This window comes from Paraburkholderia sp. BL6665CI2N2 (assembly GCF_004366535.1).
In the GTDB taxonomy this organism is placed as follows: domain Bacteria; phylum Pseudomonadota; class Gammaproteobacteria; order Burkholderiales; family Burkholderiaceae; genus Paraburkholderia.
The window spans coordinates 6990540-7011122 of sequence record NZ_SORC01000001.1 but is presented as its reverse complement, the minus strand read 5'-3'; the positions used below and the strand labels follow the sequence as shown (position 1 = coordinate 7011122).

Annotated in this window: 12 protein-coding genes, 2 tRNA genes and 3 rRNA genes; 4 read left to right on the top strand and 13 right to left on the bottom strand. The window is 59.4% G+C overall.

Annotated features, from left to right (window positions below):
- Positions 1 to 82 precede the first annotated feature (82 nt).
- From B0G81_RS31460 to cueR, 4 genes are all read right to left on the bottom strand, one after another.
- Positions 83 to 1126, bottom strand: a complete 1044-nt coding sequence (locus B0G81_RS31460; RefSeq protein ID WP_106285037.1) for an ABC transporter substrate-binding protein — start codon at positions 1124 to 1126, stop codon at positions 83 to 85.
- 420 nt (positions 1127 to 1546) lie between these two features.
- Positions 1547 to 1897: a hypothetical protein gene (locus B0G81_RS31455; protein ID WP_134140776.1), complete on the bottom strand. Its 351-nt coding sequence runs from the start codon at positions 1895 to 1897 to the stop codon at positions 1547 to 1549.
- Between the two features lie 230 nt (positions 1898 to 2127).
- Positions 2128 to 2274: a DUF3563 family protein gene (locus B0G81_RS31450; protein WP_012432419.1), complete on the bottom strand. Its 147-nt coding sequence runs from the start codon at positions 2272 to 2274 to the stop codon at positions 2128 to 2130.
- A 304-nt stretch (positions 2275 to 2578) separates the two neighbouring features.
- The gene (gene cueR, locus B0G81_RS31445) at positions 2579 to 3001 is read right to left on the bottom strand and encodes a Cu(I)-responsive transcriptional regulator (protein ID WP_116116426.1); all 423 of its coding nucleotides are present in this window, start codon (positions 2999 to 3001) and stop codon (positions 2579 to 2581) included.
- 123 nt (positions 3002 to 3124) lie between these two features.
- Between cueR and B0G81_RS31440 the strand changes: the two genes are divergently transcribed.
- Together B0G81_RS31440 and B0G81_RS31435 are read left to right on the top strand one after the other, a co-directional pair.
- Positions 3125 to 3364 (top strand): cation transporter, encoded by a 240-nt coding sequence (locus tag B0G81_RS31440; RefSeq protein ID WP_134140775.1) that lies wholly within the window; start codon positions 3125 to 3127, stop codon positions 3362 to 3364.
- A 13-nt stretch (positions 3365 to 3377) separates the two neighbouring features.
- Positions 3378 to 4298, top strand: coding sequence for an SDR family oxidoreductase (locus B0G81_RS31435; protein ID WP_134140773.1), 921 nt, complete (start codon positions 3378 to 3380; stop codon positions 4296 to 4298).
- 119 nt (positions 4299 to 4417) lie between these two features.
- On the opposite strand, the gene B0G81_RS31430 is transcribed toward B0G81_RS31435, so the two are convergent.
- The 9 genes from B0G81_RS31430 to B0G81_RS31390 form a co-directional block, all read right to left on the bottom strand.
- Positions 4418 to 7993: an error-prone DNA polymerase gene (locus B0G81_RS31430; protein WP_134140771.1), complete on the bottom strand. Its 3576-nt coding sequence runs from the start codon at positions 7991 to 7993 to the stop codon at positions 4418 to 4420.
- A gap of 5 nt (positions 7994 to 7998) precedes the next feature.
- Positions 7999 to 9807 (bottom strand): DNA polymerase Y family protein, encoded by a 1809-nt coding sequence (locus B0G81_RS31425; RefSeq protein WP_134140769.1) that lies wholly within the window; start codon positions 9805 to 9807, stop codon positions 7999 to 8001.
- Complete coding sequence (gene imuA, locus B0G81_RS31420; RefSeq protein ID WP_134140766.1) at positions 9707 to 10546, bottom strand: translesion DNA synthesis-associated protein ImuA; 840 nt, start codon at positions 10544 to 10546, stop codon at positions 9707 to 9709. The genes B0G81_RS31425 and imuA overlap by 101 nt, the downstream gene beginning before the upstream one ends.
- A 382-nt stretch (positions 10547 to 10928) precedes the next feature.
- Positions 10929 to 11042 (bottom strand): 5S ribosomal RNA (gene rrf / locus B0G81_RS31415).
- Between the two features lie 207 nt (positions 11043 to 11249).
- Positions 11250 to 14131, bottom strand: a 23S ribosomal RNA gene (locus tag B0G81_RS31410).
- Positions 14132 to 14431: 300 nt separating this feature from the next.
- Positions 14432 to 14507 (bottom strand) — tRNA-Ala (locus B0G81_RS31405).
- 85 nt (positions 14508 to 14592) lie between these two features.
- Positions 14593 to 14669 (bottom strand) — tRNA-Ile (locus B0G81_RS31400).
- 80 nt (positions 14670 to 14749) lie between these two features.
- Positions 14750 to 16280, bottom strand: a 16S ribosomal RNA gene (locus B0G81_RS31395).
- The 16S, 23S and 5S rRNA genes sit together here with 2 tRNA genes alongside, the layout of an rRNA operon.
- A gap of 487 nt (positions 16281 to 16767) precedes the next feature.
- Entirely contained in the window at positions 16768 to 17883 is a 1116-nt protein-coding gene (locus B0G81_RS31390) for an AI-2E family transporter (protein ID WP_134140764.1), read from the bottom strand.
- Between the two features lie 270 nt (positions 17884 to 18153).
- Between B0G81_RS31390 and B0G81_RS31385 the strand changes: the two genes are divergently transcribed.
- Complete coding sequence (locus tag B0G81_RS31385) at positions 18154 to 19368, top strand: DUF2863 family protein (RefSeq protein WP_106280423.1); 1215 nt, start codon at positions 18154 to 18156, stop codon at positions 19366 to 19368.
- A gap of 236 nt (positions 19369 to 19604) precedes the next feature.
- Entirely contained in the window at positions 19605 to 20483 is an 879-nt protein-coding gene (locus B0G81_RS31380; RefSeq protein ID WP_134140760.1) for a response regulator transcription factor, read from the top strand.
- Positions 20484 to 20583 lie beyond the last annotated feature (100 nt).

Below are 20583 nucleotides of genomic sequence, written 5' to 3'. Positions count from 1 at the left end.
GCCGGGCTAACGTTGTTTTCGCCCGCCACGCGCGCCCGACGCGCGCGGCCGGTCCGGGTGCTCAGTCAGCCCAAGCCGCCGATTACTTCAGCTGGGCCGCGGCCTTGCGGGCGAAGTCGTTGGTATATGTCGCGTTCAGGTCGATCTTTTTCGGATCGAGCCGGTTATCGAACGAGGACAATGCGCGCAACGAGGTCGCCGGGCCGTCCGCGGGCATCAAGCCGTCAGGCGAATAAGCGTCGCGCACGTTGTGAAAGGCCTCGACATAAAGCGCAGAGTCGTTGAGCAGATAGGCCGGCGGCACCATCTTCAGCAGATCGGCATCGCTCGCTGACTGCAGCCAGTGATCCGCGCGCACGATTGCGTTGGCGAGCGCCTGCGTCGTCTTCGGATACTTCTGAATGAAATTGTCCGAGGCATACAGCGTCGCCGCCGGCATCGTTCCGCCGAACACCTCCTGCGTGCCCTTCACGGTGCGCGTATCGACCAGCACCTTGATCGCGCCGCTGCGCGCCAGTTTGGTTATCATCGGATCGACGTTGGAGAGCGCGTCGATCTGGCCGCCGCTTACCGCCGCGAGCACGGAGGCGCCGCTGCCCACGCCGATCGCCGAAATTTCGTTGCGCTGCACGCCGGCTTTGCGCAAAGCCACGGTGAGCACGAGATCCGTCGACGAACCCGGCGCGCTCACGCCGACTTTCGCGCCTTTGAAGTCCGCGAGCGTCTTGAACTGATCGGCCTTCGATTTCAGCACGGCAACGACGATTTGCGGCGCGCGCCCCATCAACGCAAACGCCCGGTAATGCTGCCCTTTCTCCTGCATGAACAGCGTGTGCTCGAATGCGCCGGCGCCCACATCGGCGCTGCCGCCTACGACTGCTTCCAATGCTTTCGATCCGCCCGCGAAATCCTCTAGCGTGACGTCGAGGCCTTCGTCCTTGAAATAGCCCAACTGTTGCGCGGCCAGCACCGGCAGATAGTAGAGGCCCGGCAGACCGCCGACTGCCATGGTCAGCGCGGGTTTTTCCGGTGTGTCTTTGGCAAGCGCGGCGCCAGGCAGCGCGGCCAGTGCAAGCAGCGTGACGCAGGCGCAGGCGGCCTGCCGCATCCATTGAGTAGTCGGCATTCGATGTCTCCTCGTTCTGTTTTTCATTCGATGCGGTCGGGCCGGGCTCGATGTCTCGTCCGAGTCGCTGGGGAGAGACCGCGCGCGATGATTGTCGTCGGACGGCTGCGCGTGCGCCATGCGCCCAAACCCCAATGGCGCACGCGACGCGTCGGCGCATGAGTCGTGTCTGCGCTCGCGCCCAGGAGCGCACTGTGAGCGTTGATCGAAAAGGGGAATTGGGTCAATCAGATAGGCGCTCGCGCGAGCGCCCGTGTGTCGACGAGCTGACCATGCACGGACAGGCATTGACTGAAATGGAAAAGCACTGCCGGAAGCGCTCGCGTCTCCAGCTTTTGCCAAGGTCCACGCAGTGGACGATACGGCGGCGGTGGCGGTCCGCCGCATACACCGGCTGGATCTGAAACGGAAAGCGAGCGCCTATTGCGGCCGAGGCGCCGGGCGGGGCGGCGGTTGCAGTCGCGGCGGCGGCGTACCTCCGCCTGCTGGCAACTGGATATAAGGCGCAACGACGATAGGGATCGACGAATTCGGTGCCAGTTCGGCCGGCGTCGCAATGGGCTGCGCTTCGACGATCGGCTGATGCGAAAGCGGCGCGGTCTGCAAAACGGTTCCGCTCTGTCCGTCGTTGATGCCGTTCTGCGAGTCGAGAATCACCGGCTTACGCGCGCTGGTCGACGCAGCATAAGCAGCCGACCCGGCGAAGATCGAGGTCAGCGAGGCTGCAATGGTCACGGCCAGAATGGATTTGAGCGGGCGGACAGATGGCATGGGCGGACCGGTTGAGTTTGGGAAAGCCGGATTTCGCGGAAAACGCTTTACCTTACCGCGACGGTCGCCGCGAGGCTAGTCGATATTCGCCACGCGTAGCATTCAAACGCCGCCCGACTGCAATTCTCGTAGTCCAGATGTGACAAAGCCCCGTATAGACGGGGCTTGACGCTTTTACTGCCGTGGCTGCGCAATGAGCGCTGCCGGATCAAACGCGATGCCGATGAAACTTACAGCGAGTAGCCGTTGGTTTCGAGCGAACGGATGCGTTGTTCGAGCTGGACGATATCCGACGACGATGCGAGGTAGGCTTCACGACGGGTGCGTTCAGCGGTTTCAAACCAGGTGCTCAGCTTTTCCAGTACGTATGCAAACATGATGTTCTCCAAGGATCAGATTGAATCCCCGGTGGATTGGGCATCAGGGATTTCCCGTAAAAGGGTTAACCCGGATTATAGCCCTATAGTGCAACCTGACTAGTGAAATGCCCGCATGACGTGCATTCCGTTTTGGAATGGTGCACGCGCGTGGTGCGGTCAAGTGATTGATTTAACTCGGATTGACTTCAATTTGTCGCTCTAGCTCATGCCGCCCCATATTTTTATGCACGATTGCGGTGCAAATACGGTCGCGGTTGCGATAAATCACAGCAAAAGGTTGCACCTTCCGCAAAACACAATCTCAAACAGGATGACAACCCTGCCCCGAAACCAGATCGGTGTCGGCAAGACGTTCGATGATCGGGCAATCAGGACGCTCGTCGCCGTGACAATGGTCGGCGAGGTGCGCTAACGTGTCGCGCATGTCGGTCAGTTCGGCGATGCGACGATCAAGTTCCGCGACATGCTCCAAGGCGATGGCTTTCACCTCGGCGCTGGCCCGCGAGCGATCGTGCCACAGTGCCAGCAGCCGTCGAATGTCTTCGATCAGAAAGCCAAGCCGGCGCGCCTGGCGGATGAAGCGCAGCGAGTGAACCTCTTGCGGACCGTATACGCGGTAGTTGGCGCTGGTACGCGATTTCGCCGCCAGCAAACCGACGCTCTCGTAGTAGCGGATCATTTTCGCCGTGAGGCCCGACGCGCGGGCCGCTTCACCGATATTCATGGCCGTTTCTCCAGTGTGTGCGTCGATCGTACACCTTCCCATGGTGGGAAGGTCATCCACGGAATTGCGTATCGGCAGGCATAATTCAACGGTCGCACTATCCAATTTTTCGAGGCAATCCCGATGACGATCGAATTTCAGGTTGAAGGCATAAGTTGCCAGCATTGTGTGACGGCGGTCACGAATGCAATCCGCGAACTTGATGACACCGCGCAAGTCCGCGTGGATCTGGCGTCCGGGCGCGTCGCCGTGGAATCGGCGCAACCGGCCGAGACGCTGAAGGCTGCCATCGACGAAGCCGGCTACACCGTAACGAGCGTCGCAAACGGCACGACTAGCAGCTCGTCCGGCGCGGCCCGTTAAGCGAGTTCACGTCATGTTCAAAATTGCCGTCATTGGTGCATCCGGGCTGCTCGGCCGCGCGCTCGTCGACGAACTGGCGCGGCAGACCGGTTGGCAAGTCGTCGCCACAGCGTTCAGCCGGCCGGCGCCGGGCAAGGTCGCGCTGGATATCCGCGACACGCGGGCGGTCGAGCAGTTCGTCGAGCGCGAAGCGCCGGATGCGCTCGTGATCGCCGCGGCAGAGCGTCGGCCGGACGTGTGCGAGCATGACCCCGCGCTGGCCCGCGCGCTGAATGTGGATGCGGTGCGCACCCTTGCCACGTCGGCGAACCGGCGCGGCGCATGGACGCTATCGATCTCGACCGATTACGTATTCGACGGCACGCACCCGCCCTACCAGCACGATTCCGTGGCCGCGCCGCTCAACGCCTATGGGCACAGCAAGCTTGAGGGCGAGCGAGCGCTGACTGAATCGACCGACCTAGGCTGCGTGCTGCGTTTGCCGCTGCTGTACGGGCCCATTGTCAGTTGGGCGGAGTCGGCGGTGACGAGTCTCGTGCCGGCGATCGCCGGGTCGGCCGCGACCGGGAGCAAACCCGCTGTCATGGATGCGTGGGCGATCCGCTATCCCACCTTCACGCCGGACGTGGCGTTCGTGATCCGGCAGATGCTCGAACGGCACGTGCAAGGCGATGCGATCCGCGGCATCGTGCAATGGTCCGGCGACGAACCGATGAACAAGTATGAGATCGCCTTGCGCCTCGCCGAAGCGCTGCAACTCGACGCGCATCTGACGCCGCAACCTGTGCCGACCGATTCGACGCCTCGCCCTCATAACTGCCACCTGGCATCGACCCGCCTCGAAGCGCTCGGCATAGGCCGGCGCACACCGTTCGATACGGCGATTCGCCAAGTGTTAGCGGCGTTTCCGTGGCGCGGCGCCGCACAAGCGTAGAACGTTTTGTCTGACAGCCAGATCTGAACGCGGCAAGTCGCCCATGTGTTATTCGGTCGATGCGCGTCGGCACGACGGTCCTACGTCGAGCCGGCGCGCTTGGCTACCGCGAACCGCCCTCAATGAAAGTCGCGGCTCGCCGTGGCCAATTCACCCAGCCATTCGCTGTGATCTTCGAGGCGATGAGCGACGAGATGGATCACCTCGCCCTTGTTTTTCCGTTTCGCCTTAGCCTGATTCGCGCTCACTCGGTTGCCGGCATTGTCCCCGCCGGTCGCTACGCCGTCGTCGCGCTGCAAAACACCGTAGACCGCCAGCAACGATGCGCCCAGCAGAACCTTGCGCTGCTTTTCCACCAGCGACGGCCAGACGATCACGTTGATCGAACCGGTCTCGTCTTCGATGGAAACGAACACCGTGCCGTTTGCCGTGCCCGGACGCTGCCGCACGGTGACAATGCCGCACGCTCGCGCCAGCGTGCCGTGCTGACACGCGGCGAGTTCCGCGGCCGTGCGAAAACGATGCTTTGCAAGGCGTGCACGCAATAGCGCAAGCGGATGTCGATTGAGCGTGAGGCCAATACTCGCGTAGTCGTCGACGATTTCGCGGCTTTCGGCTGCCTGCGGCAATGTCAGCGGCGCTTCGGCGATCGGCGCATCGCGCAGCAGTTTGGGCACCGTGTGCTGCGCCGTCACGGCCCACCATGCCTCGCGCCGATGTCCCGCGATACTGACCAGCGCATTCGCCGCGGCAAGCGCTTCGAGATCACGCCGCGTCAGGGCCGCGCGGCGGCCCAGATCGTCGACATCCGTAAACGGTGTCTCGTTCCGTGCGGCCATGATGCGTTCAGCGGCCGCTTGCGAGAAGCCTTTGATCAGATGCATGCCGATGCGCACAGCGGGGCCGCGCGCGCCATACGTGTTCGACGGTTGAAACACGCGGGCAGTCAATCGCTGTGCCGCGCGCCGGACCGTCCTGCTCACCGTCAGACGCCGCAGCGAAAGATCGCGCAATTGCTGCGCGGATAGTACGGCCTGCTGACGATGCAAACAGGTTTCGTCCGCTGAGATCCGCTCTCCTTCATGACCACGTCTTTCGAATGTCGACTCCCAATCGCTCAGCGTCACGTCGGGCGGCAATACCTGGACGCCGTGACGCTTTGCATCCTGAACGAGTTGCGACGGCGAATAAAACCCCAACGGCTGACTGTTCAGCAAACCCGCCAGAAAAGCAGCCGGTTCATAGCGCTTCAACCACGCGCTGAGGTAGACGAGCAGCGCGAAGCTCGCCGCGTGGCTCTCCGGAAAACCATATTCGCCGAAGCCTTCGATCTGTTTGCAGATACGGTCGATGAACTCCTGTTCATAACCACGTTTGAGCATCCGCTCGTTCAAATCCTTCTGATACTTTGCCAGGTTGCCGCTGCGCCGCCATGCGGCCATCGCGCGCCGCAACTGATCGGCCTGCTCACCGGTATATTTCGCCGCAACCATCGCCAGATGCATGACCTGTTCCTGGAAAATCGGCACGCCGAGCGTGCGTTCGAGCACGGGACGCAATTCATCCTTCGCGTAGTCGACCGCCTCGAGCCCCTGCTTACGGCGCAGATAGGGATGCACCATGCCGCCCTGAATCGGCCCGGGCCGCACGATCGCCACTTCGATTACGAGATCGTAGTACTTGTTGGGCTTCAGACGCGGCAACATGCTTTGCTGCGCCCGCGATTCGATCTGGAATACGCCGATCGTATCGGCATGGCCGCACATTTCGTAGACGGCTCGATCCTCGCGCGGAATATCCTGCACCCTGAACTTCGGAAAGCCGCGCCTCAACGCGACGAATTCCAGCGCGCGCCGGATCGCCGACAACATGCCGAGCGCCAGCACGTCGACTTTCAGCAGTTTGAGCGCGTCGATATCGTCCTTGTCCCACTCGATCACGCTGCGGTCTTTCATCGTCGCGTTCTCGATCGGCACGAGTCGCGACAGCTTGTCTTTCGCAATTACAAAACCGCCGACATGTTGCGACAGATGACGCGGAAATGCGCGCAACTCCTTCGTGAGGCGAATCAGATTCTGCGTGATGTGCGAGTTGGCGTCGAAGCCCGCTTCGGCGAGATATTTGGCAACCGCATCCGTGCCGTCCCACCATTGTTGCGACTTGCTGATCCGCTCGATCAAGGACACCTCGAGACCCAGCGCCTTGCCAACGTCTTTCAGCGCACTGCGTGCGTGATACGTAATCAGCGATGCAGTCAGCGCCGCCCGATGACGGCCGTACTTCGTGTAAATATATTGAATCACCTCTTCGCGCCGCTGATGCTCGAAATCGACGTCGATATCAGGTGGCTCGTTGCGTGCGCGCGAGATAAAACGCTCGATCAGCATGTTCATCTGCACCGGATCGATTTCCGTGACGTGCAGGCAATAACAAACGATCGAATTCGCCGCTGAACCTCGCCCCTGGCAGAGAATGTTTCTGGAGCGCGCGAAACTCACGATATCGTGCACCGTCAGAAAATACTTTTCGTATTTCAGATCGGCGATCAGCCCCAACTCTTTTTCGATCTGACCGATTCGCTTCAGGTCCATGCCCTTGGGCCAGCGCTCCATCGCGCCGGCCATGACCAGCTTGCGCAGATAGCTCGATGGCGACTCGCCGGCGGGCACCAGTTCCTCGGGATACTCGTACTTGAGTTCGTCGAGCGAGAAACGGCATAGCGCGGCGATACGCAGCGTTTCTTCCAGCGTATCGCGCGGATACAGTTTGCCAAGCCGCACACGTGTACGCATGTGCCGCTCCGCGTTCGCCTCGAGCGCATGGCCGCATTGCGATAGCGGCGTGACGAGGCCGATGGCGGTCATCGTGTCCTGCAACGGCTTGCGCGATCGGGCATGCATGAGAACGCCGCCTGCCGCGACCAGCGGCAAACCGCTCGCTTTTGAAATCATGCGCAAGGCGTCGATCTGGAGATCGTCGCTGCCCGTTTGCCAGAGTTCGAGCGCGATCCACGCCCGTTGTGCAGCGAACGAGGCGAGCCAATGCGCGCAACGCAGCGTATGCGAGAGCGTCGCCGCGCGCTGCGGCACGAGCATCAGGACGCAATCGGGTAAGGTTTTTAGATGCTCGAGATGGGGGAGTGAATCGGTGAAGTCGGATGGGCTAAGGCGATAGCTGCCCTTGTCCGCTCGTGATCGAGCCAGCGTGATCAGTTCGGAAAGATTGCCGTAACCGTTGCGGTTGGTTGCAAGCGCAACCAGGGTGCAGAAGGGTTCGCCGGTTTCGTCGGTCAGATTGAGTTCGCTGCCGATGATCAGGTGAGGGAGGGGTTTTAGTGCCTCAGTTTCCGCAGCTTCCGTGGTTTCCTGCTGCGACGCTTCGATTTTTGTCGCGTCTTCCGAAGGCGCTTCCGATTGCGCAGCTTTGGCCCTGTCCTCGCGCTCTTTCTGCTGACGGTTCCGCTCCTCTTTGATTTCCTTCAACGCCGTGTGAGCGCGCACGACGCCGGCCAACGAGCATTCGTCGGTAATGGCAAGCGCGCTGTAGCCGCGCGACATCGCCTGTTCGACGAGTTCATAGGGATGCGATGCGCCCCGCAGAAACGAGAAGTTAGTCAGACAATGCAATTCCGCATACGCCGGCAACTGAGTGGCGAGTGGCTGTTGCGCGAGGAACGACGGCTGGGTTAGTGACATGATAATCAGCCGAACAAACCCTGCAGATACCACTCGCCGCTAAGGCGTTCGCGGTATACCCAGAACATGTGGCCCCGGTCGTCGGCCGCGACATAGTAATCGCGCTCCACCCGGTTGCCGTCCCACCACCCCGCTTCGATCCGCTCGGTGCGCGTGAGCATTTTCAATGGCCGACGATAGATCGGCCGCTGGTCGCGCATCATCAGGCGCAGCGGTTTGTCGAGCATCCAGAACGGGCGAGGCTGCGACGGCAGCGCACTGTCGGGTAGATCGAGCGAAGTTTGGGTACTGGCCGGTTGCGCGCCGGATTGGTGATGTTTTCTTGCGTTGGCGGTTTCGTTGGGCTGTTGGACCGCTTGTGTCGCTTGTGTCGCTTGTGTCGCTTGTGTCGCTTGTGTCGCTCGCGCAAGCGCATCTCCGTCCGCGCCCCCCTCCTCCGCCGATGCGGCGTGCTGCAATGCATCGGTCAGCCAGGCGTTGTCTGCTTTAATTTTTGTCCGGGCTTTCGCCGGCGAACGCTTCTTGCGCGAAAATGCTTGCGCCTCGTAGGCTTCGACGCGCATTGCCCGCTCGGGACGATGATCGTCCTGCACCGACATCTGCAGCACATTCTCCGGTCCCAATCGCGCGCTCAGGCGTTCGAGCAGACGCGCAATCGAATCGCCATCGGATTCGGGCATGGGAAACAAGGTGTCCGACTGGCCGGCATATTCGCCGATTTGATCCGCTATCAGCTTCAACTCGATAACCGGTGCCGCCAGCACGGTCTGATTCAATTTTTCCCGCAGCAACCAGATCAGATGCTCGGCATCGCGTGACGGTATGGCCCACGCGACCTTCAGGCTTGATGTCTTCGGTGCATGACGCGACGCCAATTCATGCTCGAGCAGCAACGTATAGCCGCTGAGCGCCGCATGATGCGCGCTCAGCCAGCCGGCCAACTGCACGATCAGTCGACGCGCGGCGAACAGCAACGCATCCGCGTTATCGACCCGGGAGGGCAACTCCAGTTGCGCATGAAACGACGCCGGCGCACGAAACGATTCGCGTGGATCCGGGCGCGTGCCGTACGCCTGTGCCAGCAAATCAAGAATGCCGCCGCCGAAACGTCGCACGACACCGGAGCGTGGCAATTGACGCAAATCGGCCAGCGTCGCGCAGCCGACATGCGCAAACGCCTCGCGATGCGTTTGCGTGACCGGCAGCAGCGATACGGATAAGCCATCGAGGACACGCGCGAGTGAGGTCTCCTTGACCACGTGCCAACGATTCTTCTGCCGAACGGCGCGGGCCTGCGCCAATAGCCACGCGCCCCAGGCAGTCGGCGCACAGGCGATGCGCGCCGTATAGCCGAATTCCGCCACAGTGGCAGACACCCGCGACAACAACGCGCGCAAGCCGCCAAACAACCTCAACCCGGAGCCGACTTCCAGCAGCAGGGTGTGCGCGTCGGCAAGCGACACTTTGGGTGTGTACGTCAGCAAGGCAAGCGCTATGGCTTCGAATGCCTGAGTTTCGCGGGCGACATCGGCAGCAAGCAGTTCGAGCCCCGGCGCCAACGCCAAGGCATACGAACGCGAATGCCCCGCGTGCACGCCGGCACGCAGTGCGTCGAAATCCGGCATCAGGATGTGCGCGTGGTCGGCTAGCGCGTAACAGCGCTCTTCGACGATGTTGTCGGCATCGTGAAGTTGGCTTGTCTCATCGCTCGATTCACGCCGATTCGGCTTCGCGAGCGAACCATCCGGGAGCGGCGCGAGAGGCTTCACCGCTTCCAGCGACAAGAGTGGCAATGTGACTGCGATCCACAGCATGTTTGATCTCTGGCCCTTGATGGCCACCGACTCCGTTTTCCGGCAACAAGACGCTTTGTAAAGGTAAAACGAGACGAAGAGGCTCGGCTAGCGGCGGCCCGCGACGCTTGAAGATGTCGATCGACAAACCAATCTCCTGCAGCCATTGACGACGATTGATCGTCTGCGCATTGGCCGGCAGCAGCGGCTCGCAGATCATTCGCAATGGCGCCGGGGAAGATTGCGTGGCGGCCTCGACAGGCCGAATCAAAAATGCCAGCGATGCCGATTCTTGAGCCGCCACTTGCAGACGCCTGACTTTGTCGGCACGAGCATTCGGCAGCCAAACCAGGACCGCGCCGATGCCGTCCTGCTTCAAGGCCTGAGCGGCGGCCCACAAGGCCTGGTCTTCACTCGAGCGGACCCATAAGATTCGCTCGACATCGACACCCCAAGCTCTCAATGCGGCGGCGCACGGCTGATACGGAGGCGCCACGAGCATGACATGCCGCTTGACGTGTTTCGTCAGATGACACAATGCATGGGCTAGCAGACGTACTTCACCAACTCCACCATGCTCGATCAACAATTCCGTCAGACCGCCAGCTGCCCAACCTTGTCCCGGCAACACCCGATCCAGCGCGGCATAGCCGCTGGAAATCACACGCGAATCTGCCTCGGCAAGTTCATTGCCCTGCCATACCTGACGCCGTAATTGGGACGTCAGGGCGGTCGTCGCAAGCTGAATTGCTGCTGTCATAGACACGCTCTTGAATTAGGGAATGCTCCGCCCTGCCGGCATCGAGCAAGCATGAGGTGACGAGTTTTTACTGTATATTTATACAGTATTTTGGGATGAATGTTAAGACAGAGGGATGCTGACAAGTTGGCGCGGGGAGGGCACTGGCAACCGACTGAGATCGTTGGCTAGCTCCATCCGCCAAGACGGGTTTGCCGACCCCTACCTCGCAATCGACGGATCCTGCGGCGTGAAGGTGTGGATGCCGGACGGGCGTATCTGGAACTGACGGGCTACGCGGATGCGCGGCGGATGGGGCGGGAGTGAAGGGGGTTATACGGCGGGGGTTGTAAACGCAGAAACCCCACCTTTTCGGGGTGGGGTTTCTGTTTGCTGCTGGGGAGCCTGACGATTACCTACTTTCACACGGGTAATCCGCACTATCATCGGCGTGGAGTCGTTTCACGGTCCTGTTCGGGATGGGAAGGGGTGGGACCGACTCGCTATGGTCATCAGGCATGACTTGTTGCTGCACTGCTCGTGGAGCAATGCAGCCAATCGGGAAGAAGTAGTTTCTGGTGATGCTCACCAGAGGTAAAGCTGTTGGGGTTGTGTTGTTTCTGGCACAACACGATCACTTAACCTGAGTGTCCTTGCCCCCTTCGGGGGTGGGATGCCCGTCAGTGCTGAAGCACTAACGATCATCGCAAAACACACCTGTTATAGGATCAAGCCTTACGGGCAATTAGTATCAGTTAGCTTAACGCATTACTGCGCTTCCACACCTGACCTATCAACGTCCTGGTCTTGAACGACCCTTCAAGGGGCTCGAAGCCCCGGGGATATCTCATCTTAAGGCGAGTTTCCCGCTTAGATGCTTTCAGCGGTTATCTCTTCCGAACATAGCTACCCGGCGATGCCACTGGCGTGACAACCGGTACACCAGAGGTTCGTCCACTCCGGTCCTCTCGTACTAGGAGCAGCCCCCTTCAAATATCCAGCGCCCACGGCAGATAGGGACCAAACTGTCTCACGACGTTTTAAACCCAGCTCACGTACCTCTTTAAATGGCGAACAGCCATACCCTTGGGACCGGCTACAGCCCCAGGATGAGATGAGCCGACATCGAGGTGCCAAACACCGCCGTCGATATGAACTCTTGGGCGGTATCAGCCTGTTATCCCCAGAGTACCTTTTATCCGTTGAGCGATGGCCCTTCCATACAGAACCACCGGATCACTATGACCTGCTTTCGCACCTGCTCGACTTGTCGGTCTCGCAGTTAAGCACGCTTATGCCATTGCACTATCAGCACGATTTCCGACCGTACCTAGCGTACCTTCGTACTCCTCCGTTACACTTTGGGAGGAGACCGCCCCAGTCAAACTGCCTACCATGCACTGTCCCCGATCCGGATTACGGACCAAGGTTAGAACCTCAAACAAACCAGGGTGGTATTTCAAGGGCGGCTCCACGCAGACTGGCGTCCACGCTTCAAAGCCTCCCACCTATCCTACACAGACCGGTTCAAAGTCCAATGCAAAGCTACAGTAAAGGTTCATGGGGTCTTTCCGTCTAGCCGCGGGGAGATTGCATCATCACAAACACTTCAACTTCGCTGAGTCTCGGGAGGAGACAGTGTGGCCATCGTTACGCCATTCGTGCAGGTCGGAACTTACCCGACAAGGAATTTCGCTACCTTAGGACCGTTATAGTTACGGCCGCCGTTTACCGGGACTTCAATCAAGAGCTTGCACCCCATCATTTAATCTTCCGGCACCGGGCAGGCGTCACACCCTATACGTCCACTTTCGTGTTTGCAGAGTGCTGTGTTTTTATTAAACAGTCGCAGCCACCAGTTTATTGCAACCCCTTCACCCTCTGCCCGCAGGGGCATCAAGCTACAGGGGCGTACCTTATCCCGAAGTTACGGTACCAATTTGCCGAGTTCCTTCTCCCGAGTTCTCTCAAGCGCCTTAGAATACTCATCTCGCCCACCTGTGTCGGTTTGCGGTACGGTCTTGTTAAACTGAAGCTTAGAGGCTTTTCTTGGAACCACTTCCGATTGCTTCTTCACCGAAGTGAATGGCCTCGCACCCTTGAATCCTGCGCCCGGATTTGCCAAAGCGCCTTCTCCAATGCAAGGACCGGGACTTCCAACACCCGGACAACCTTCCGCGATCCGTCCCCCCATCGCATTTAACAATGGTGCAGGAATATTAACCTGCTTCCCATCAGCTACGCATTTCTGCCTCGCCTTAGGGGCCGACTCACCCTACGCCGATGAACGTTGCGTAGGAAACCTTGGGCTTACGGCGAGGGGGCTTTTCACCCCCTTTATCGCTACTCATGTCAGCATTCGCACTTCCGATACCTCCAGCACACTTTCCAGTGCACCTTCGCAGGCTTACGGAACGCTCTCCTACCATGCACATAAATGTGCATCCGCAGCTTCGGTATATTGCTTAGCCCCGTTACATCTTCCGCGCAGGACGACTCGATCAGTGAGCTATTACGCTTTCTTTAAAGGATGGCTGCTTCTAAGCCAACCTCCTGACTGTTTTAGCCTTCCCACTTCGTTTCCCACTTAGCAATATTTGGGGACCTTAGCTGGCGGTCTGGGTTGTTTCCCTCTTGACACCGGACGTTAGCACCCGATGTCTGTCTCCCGTGATTGCACTCTTCGGTATTCGGAGTTTGCTATGGCGTAGTAATCCGCAATGGACCCCACAACCATGACAGTGCTCTACCCCCGAAGGTGATACACGAGGCACTACCTAAATAGTTTTCGGAGAGAACCAGCTATTTCCAGGTTTGTTTAGCCTTTCACCCCTATCCACAGCTCATCCCCTAACTTTTCAACGTTAGTGGGTTCGGACCTCCAGTACGTGTTACCGCACCTTCATCCTGGCCATGGATAGATCACCTGGTTTCGGGTCTACACCCAGCGACTGAATCGCCCTGTTCGGACTCGCTTTCGCTACGCCTGCCCTAATCGGTTAAGCTTGCCACTGAATGTAAGTCGCTGACCCATTATACAAAAGGTACGCCGTCACCCTCTTTCAAAGGCTCCGACTGTTTGTATGCATGCGGTTTCAGGATCTGTTTCACTCCCCTCCCGGGGTTCTTTTCGCCTTTCCCTCACGGTACTGGTTCACTATCGGTCGATCACGAGTATTTAGCCTTGGAGGATGGTCCCCCCATCTTCAGACAGGATTTCACGTGTCCCGCCCTACTTGTCGCATACCTAGTTCTTCCAATCTGTTTTCGCCTACGGGGCTATCACCCGCTATGGCCGCACTTTCCAGAGCGTTTGGCTAACAGTTCAGATAAAGAATGCAGGCTGGTCCCATTTCGCTCGCCACTACTCTGGGAATCTCGGTTGATTTCTTTTCCTGCGGTTACTTAGATGTTTCAGTTCACCGCGTTCGCTTCGCGTAGCCTATGTATTCAGCTACGGATGACCCATACGGGCCGGGTTTCCCCATTCGGATATCGGTGGATCAAAGCTCGTTTGCCAGCTCCCCACCGCTTTTCGCAGGCTACCGCGTCCTTCATCGCCTGTGATCGCCAAGGCATCCACCACATGCACTTGTTCGCTTGACCCTATAACGGGTGTGTCTCTCCCGATTCACATGCCGCTACAGGTTGAGTATTCGTGTTGCGCCGTATTCCAAAAGCGATCTTTCGATCTCTCTTTTCATACATTGATACAATCACAACCCTGATTCACCTACTCAACCACCCATCTCTAAGTGATCTTTCGTGAATCTCTTTACTACTTCTTCCTGATTGTTAAAGAACGACAGCCGATATAAAGCTCTGCTTCATATCACTCTGACTGGCTCAATCGCCAATGCACAGTGCTCTGCTTTTACTACCCGCAGAACGCTACGCATTGAGGATTGGTGGAGGATGACGGGATCGAACCGACGACCCCCTGCTTGCAAAGCAGGTGCTCTCCCAGCTGAGCTAATCCCCCAGTCATGAACAGATAATCTCTACCTGCATTGATACCCAGGGGTCTTAGTCGCCAAACTCGGCGATCAGCACACCAGACAAGACTTTGGTGGGTCTGGATGGATTCGAACCATCGACCCCCGCCTTATCAAGACGGTGCTCTAACCGACTGAGCTACAGACCCCTGAGTCTGTTCTGATTTCACAGCCGATAAGCGTGAGCGCTCAACGCATTGCTTTTACGCAACTGACACGTTCGCTCGAGAAAGGAGGTGATCCAGCCGCACCTTCCGATACGGCTACCTTGTTACGACTTCACCCCAGTCATGAATCCTACCGTGGTGACCGTCCTCCTTGCGGTTAGACTAGCCACTTCTGGTAAAACCCACTCCCATGGTGTGACGGGCGGTGTGTACAAGACCCGGGAACGTATTCACCGCGGCATGCTGATCCGCGATTACTAGCGATTCCAGCTTCACGCACTCGAGTTGCAGAGTGCGATCCGGACTACGATCGGTTTTCTGGGATTGGCTCCCCCTCGCGGGTTGGCGACCCTCTGTTCCGACCATTGTATGACGTGTGAAGCCCTACCCATAAGGGCCATGAGGACTTGACGTCATCCCCACCTTCCTCCGGTTTGTCACCGGCAGTCTCCCTAGAGTGCTCTTGCGTAGCAACTAGGGACAAGGGTTGCGCTCGTTGCGGGACTTAACCCAACATCTCACGACACGAGCTGACGACAGCCATGCAGCACCTGTGTTATGGCTCCCTTTCGGGCACTCCCACCTCTCAGCAGGATTCCATACATGTCAAGGGTAGGTAAGGTTTTTCGCGTTGCATCGAATTAATCCACATCATCCACCGCTTGTGCGGGTCCCCGTCAATTCCTTTGAGTTTTAATCTTGCGACCGTACTCCCCAGGCGGTCAACTTCACGCGTTAGCTACGTTACCAAGTCAATGAAGACCCGACAACTAGTTGACATCGTTTAGGGCGTGGACTACCAGGGTATCTAATCCTGTTTGCTCCCCACGCTTTCGTGCATGAGCGTCAGTATTGGCCCAGGGGGCTGCCTTCGCCATCGGTATTCCTCCACATCTCTACGCATTTCACTGCTACACGTGGAATTCTACCCCCCTCTGCCATACTCTAGCCCGCCAGTCACAAATGCAGTTCCCAGGTTAAGCCCGGGGATTTCACATCTGTCTTAGCGGACCGCCTGCGCACGCTTTACGCCCAGTAATTCCGATTAACGCTTGCACCCTACGTATTACCGCGGCTGCTGGCACGTAGTTAGCCGGTGCTTATTCTTCCGGTACCGTCATCCCCCTCAGGTATTAACCAAGAGGTTTTCTTTCCGGACAAAAGTGCTTTACAACCCGAAGGCCTTCTTCACACACGCGGCATTGCTGGATCAGGCTTGCGCCCATTGTCCAAAATTCCCCACTGCTGCCTCCCGTAGGAGTCTGGGCCGTGTCTCAGTCCCAGTGTGGCTGGTCGTCCTCTCAGACCAGCTACAGATCGTCGCCTTGGTAGGCCTTTACCCCACCAACTAGCTAATCTGCCATCGGCCGCCCCTGTAGCGCGAGGTCCTAAGATCCCCCGCTTTCATCCGCAGATCGTATGCGGTATTAATCCGGCTTTCGCCGGGCTATCCCCCACTACAGGACACGTTCCGATGTATTACTCACCCGTTCGCCACTCGCCACCAGGATTGCTCCCGTGCTGCCGTTCGACTTGCATGTGTAAGGCATGCCGCCAGCGTTCAATCTGAGCCAGGATCAAACTCTTCAGTTCAAACCTGTTACTGTTTTTCGGTTGTTTTACCAACCGGTCGCTCACTCAACGTACTGACGAATGATCCTTCCATCTTTCAATGGAAAAACCTTCCTTTCATTACTGTGTGAGACTTGATACTTTCGCTTCATCCGGCAGATCCCGAAGGGCCCGCCGGCGTGTCGCGCATCAAGCGCCCACACTTATCGGCTGTTAATTTTTAAAGATCGAGTACGCATTCACCACCGAACCCGTACCGCCAGTCGTCAACATCACAACCACCCGGCACCGCTTCGTTCTGCGTCGCTGCATCAGCAGCAGAGAAACGAGATTATGAAGAACTTCCGCTACGCCGTCAACAGGTTTTTCTAACTTCCTGAACCTGCCCGCTTCGCTGAAAGCCTTGCCACTGCTGGCTCTCCCGCCTCCCGTGCCCGTTGTCCGAAGCACGAAAGAGCGAGATTCTAGCGAGCCCGAACCCGCCTTGCAAGCGTTATCTGGAATTTATTCAGGGCACCTCTTTTACGGCGCCCGGCTCATCGACAACGAGCGCCTTTACGTCGGGCGTCGAGGCGCGCGCAGCGGGCGCGCCGATCGTCCAGTCGTGAAGCACGGTATACGCGACCGCCAGCAAAGTCGGTCCGATGAAAACCCCAAGGAATCCAAAAGCAAATGCACCGCCCAAGATACCTAGCATCACCAGAATCAGAGGCATGTCGCTATTCTTGCCGATCAGGATCGGCTTGATGACATTGTCGGACATGCCGACGGCCAGTACGCCCCACACCACCAGGAAGATCGCCCACCCCGTCGCACCGCCGTGGTACAGCCAAATTGCCGCGGGCAACCAGACGACAACAGGGCCGCCCGGTATCACCGACAGGAAGAATGTCGCCAACCCGAGCAACGCCGGCGCCGGCACACCGGCGATCCAGCATCCAAAACCAGCCAGAATACCTTGCACGAGCGCCGTGCCGAGAATTCCGTAGACAACGCCTTTCACCGTGCTGCCGGCGAGTGCCAACAGATAATCGGCGCGCTCGCCGGCAATACGCCGCATGCCCGCAGTCAGCCAGGCGGCCGCGCCCTCCCCCCCTGTGTAGAAAAAGAAAGCCAGCACGATGCTCAACGCCAGCAGTCCGAGACCGTGCGTAATAGCAATCGCGGCCGCCAGAATCCACTTGCCGGCGGGCGCCGCAAGCGTACGCAATTGCGCGATCAGTTCCGAATTGCTACTTGTGAGCCGCTCCCAGAATGCCTCGACGTTAGAACCCACCAGCGGAATCCGGGCAACCCACGGTGGCAAATCCGGCAAGCCGGCCTCGAAGAGCCGCTGCACCAGCGCGACGATCTCATGCACGTGCGCCCCAAAGGCAAAGCCCGCGTACACAAACGGGCCAAGCACCACAATCAGAATGATCAACACGATCAAGGTGGCGGCCCCTTTGCGACGGCCGCCCAGGGCCGCGGTCAGCCGCCGGTACAAGCCCCACGAGCTATAGCTGAGAATCGCGCCCCACAGCAGCGCGGTCGTAAAGGGCGCCAGCACCAGCAGCGAGCCGCCCACCAGAATAATCAGCGCGAAAACCGCGGCAAGACGTTCGATCAGTTGGTCCGATTTCACGATGAATCTCCTGTTACGCCAAGCTCCAGTGACGAGCGGACGTAGGTTTGTCGAAGCGCCCTGAAAGGGTCAGTATAGGAGCGAGTCATGCGCCCGGGGCGTCTTATATCATCAGGTCAGGTCGCCATGCAAAGGCCCAAATAGGTCCGCTCGGCAGCTCTGATTTTTAGTGTAAAAACGTCTTAATTCATCCGGCATTGCCGGCCAAACAATATGGCGGCATAGAAAAGACTAGAATATAAGGTTCTGTGCACCCCAATTTCCGGATTTATGCGCTCGCGAATCGCCAAACGTCTCCCCCCCGATGCCGACAAGCTTGTCGGTCTCTCGCTCGCGCTTTTCGCGTCGGGCAGCCGCACCGAGGACCGCTTCTGGGAAGCGAAGCTCGATGCGCTGCTGGCCAAAATCGTTCGCAACGCCAACCAGACCACGCTGGATGCCGCGCTCGACCATCTGCAGCAAAATCATCCCGATGCCTACGGGGCGCTCGCCGATATGGCGGAAACCCATAGCGAGTCGTTCATCGTCGAACATGAAGGCGTGCCTTACGAGGCGCTGCTGATCGCCGCGCCGGTGCTCGCGTGGACGCGCTACATGATCCCGTCCGGCCCGCTCAAGGCCGATGCCGCCGACGCCCTGCGCGCACATCTGCAAGCGCACGTGCTCGCGACCAACACGCGGGTCGCCCTGGCGCCGTTCCTGTACAGCATCGATCAATTGCCGCGTCATCATGTCGAAACCTGGCGCATTGCCCAGCAACTCGCGCAGGCAGCCATGGCTGGCGGCAACGTCAAACTGAATTTCGGCGAGTTGCCAGAAACCTCGCCGATACTGGCCGACCCACGCTTCCTGCTGGCCGTGGTCGCGGCGCCGGTCGGCGAACCGACATTCCGCTGGCAGGAAGAAGAACACGGCAACCGGATCGAACGCGGGCAGTGCCTTGAACAATGGGCTACGCAAGGCGGCGCCAATCTGTCGCTGGTGTTGCCGGGCTGCGAATTCGAGTGCCTGCTGCCGGACGCCTATTACTCGGCCTGCCGCGACGCCGACGAACGCGTGCGTCCTCATACAGTGCGCACTGCCGTGCGCTATCTGTTCGACACGATCGGCGCCGCGCCGCAGGAGTTGCGCGCCGTCGTCGCAGGCTTCGGCGAGCGCCGTATCGACGAATACCGCGTCGGCTTCACGCGCCGCGGCAGCAATGACGTGATCTACGGCGTCGTGTGGCCGCTGTACGGCCGTGAGAACGGCGAACCCGGCATCGACGAAGAACCGCAGGAAACCGCCGCTTCGGACGACCCGCTCGAAGAAATCGTCGCGTTGCTCAAGGAAACCGGGGTGACCGAAGTGCGCCGCCACGCCGGCCGCTTCGAGCCGGAATATTGCGACGACTGCGGCGTACCGCTGTATGCCGATCCGCTCGGCGAAATCGTCCACGCCGAAATGCCGGAGGACGCGGAACCCGCGCAGCCGCACTTCCATTGACCCTCTTCGCCGGCGCATTTTTGCGCGTCGGAGTCGACGTTGAAAAGCCCCGCCGCGCGCGGGGCTTTTTTTGTGCTCGCCCGGTTTTACGTCATTCCTCTTATGCCTTTTGGACAGGCCGTCAAACAGAAGGGAATTTGTCATCATAGGTATGGCGACGCATCGCGAACGCATCCGGCTCTCACGCGCCGTGCGCACGCATCGCGCCACTTCGCCCGACTCATCTGGAGACATGCATGCGATTCTCGATACTCAACTCAGACGCGGAACGACGTGACGGGCTCAAAGCACTGCTGCGGCAAATCGACCGCCTGGCGCGTTTCAACGAAGCTCAAGACTGGCGTCAGGTCGAACGCACGCTCAAGCGTCAGCGGCCCGACCTGCTGCTGGTCGATTGGCAGGACTGGATGTCGATCGCCGATATTCGCCATCTGCTCAGCCATTACCCCGATCTGCGCATTGCCGTGCTGTCCGACCAGATCTCGCCGACCGCCGTGCGAGATCTCATGGACGAAGGCGTGCTCGGCGTCGTGCCGCGCGACACCGATCCCTGCTTGATCGTGCGCGCGTTCGAAATGGTGCTGCTGGGCGGTCACTACGTGCCGCCTGGCGCGCTGGCGCTCGATCCTCCGCTGCCACCGGACATCACTATCCGGCCGTTCGACGAAAAGAGCCCACCGCCGCGTCGCGCCAGACTGGCCAACGTACTGTCGCCCCGTCAGCAGCAGATCATGCGCTGCGTCCACATGGGGAGCACCAACAAGATGATCGCGCGCACGCTCGGCATCAGCGAAGGCACGGTCAAGATCCATCTGACCAGCATATTCCAGCAGCTCGGCGCGCCCAATCGCGCGGCCGCGGTCGCGCTCTATAACGGCTGGCTGTCGAACCATTTGCAGGTGCTGCGCAACGGCGGCGACGGCCCGGTGCGCCCGATCATGGGCCAGCCCGGCGTGGTACCGCTACGGCGTCGCGCGCGGCGGCGCTTCCAGTATCCGTTGCCGGCTAACGACACCGCTGCATTGTTGCCCATGGCGGCAGAACCAGGCGCACCGTATGGAGACGCGCCGTCCATTGGACCCGCACCGGACCCGCTCGCACCAGGCCCTGGATGAACGCCGCCGGCGCGCGCAACGGAATCCGGGTGAGCACTTTCCGGCAGCGTTTGCGCCTGCTGGCATGGAATCCGCTCACACCTTTTCTCGTCCAACGAGT

Coding starts and splice junctions, on each gene's coding strand:
- B0G81_RS31460 (WP_106285037.1), bottom strand. CDS start 1,126: ATGCCGACTACTCAATGGATGCGGCAGGCCGCCTGCGCCTGCGTCACG.
- B0G81_RS31455 (WP_134140776.1), bottom strand. CDS start 1,897: ATGCCATCTGTCCGCCCGCTCAAATCCATTCTGGCCGTGACCATTGCA.
- B0G81_RS31450 (WP_012432419.1), bottom strand. CDS start 2,274: ATGTTTGCATACGTACTGGAAAAGCTGAGCACCTGGTTTGAAACCGCT.
- cueR (WP_116116426.1), bottom strand. CDS start 3,001: ATGAATATCGGTGAAGCGGCCCGCGCGTCGGGCCTCACGGCGAAAATG.
- B0G81_RS31440 (WP_134140775.1), top strand. CDS start 3,125: ATGACGATCGAATTTCAGGTTGAAGGCATAAGTTGCCAGCATTGTGTG.
- B0G81_RS31435 (WP_134140773.1), top strand. CDS start 3,378: ATGTTCAAAATTGCCGTCATTGGTGCATCCGGGCTGCTCGGCCGCGCG.
- B0G81_RS31430 (WP_134140771.1), bottom strand. CDS start 7,993: ATGTCACTAACCCAGCCGTCGTTCCTCGCGCAACAGCCACTCGCCACT.
- B0G81_RS31425 (WP_134140769.1), bottom strand. CDS start 9,807: ATGCTGTGGATCGCAGTCACATTGCCACTCTTGTCGCTGGAAGCGGTG.
- imuA (WP_134140766.1), bottom strand. CDS start 10,546: ATGACAGCAGCAATTCAGCTTGCGACGACCGCCCTGACGTCCCAATTA.
- B0G81_RS31385 (WP_106280423.1), top strand. CDS start 18,154: ATGCGCTCGCGAATCGCCAAACGTCTCCCCCCCGATGCCGACAAGCTT.
- B0G81_RS31380 (WP_134140760.1), top strand. CDS start 19,605: ATGCGATTCTCGATACTCAACTCAGACGCGGAACGACGTGACGGGCTC.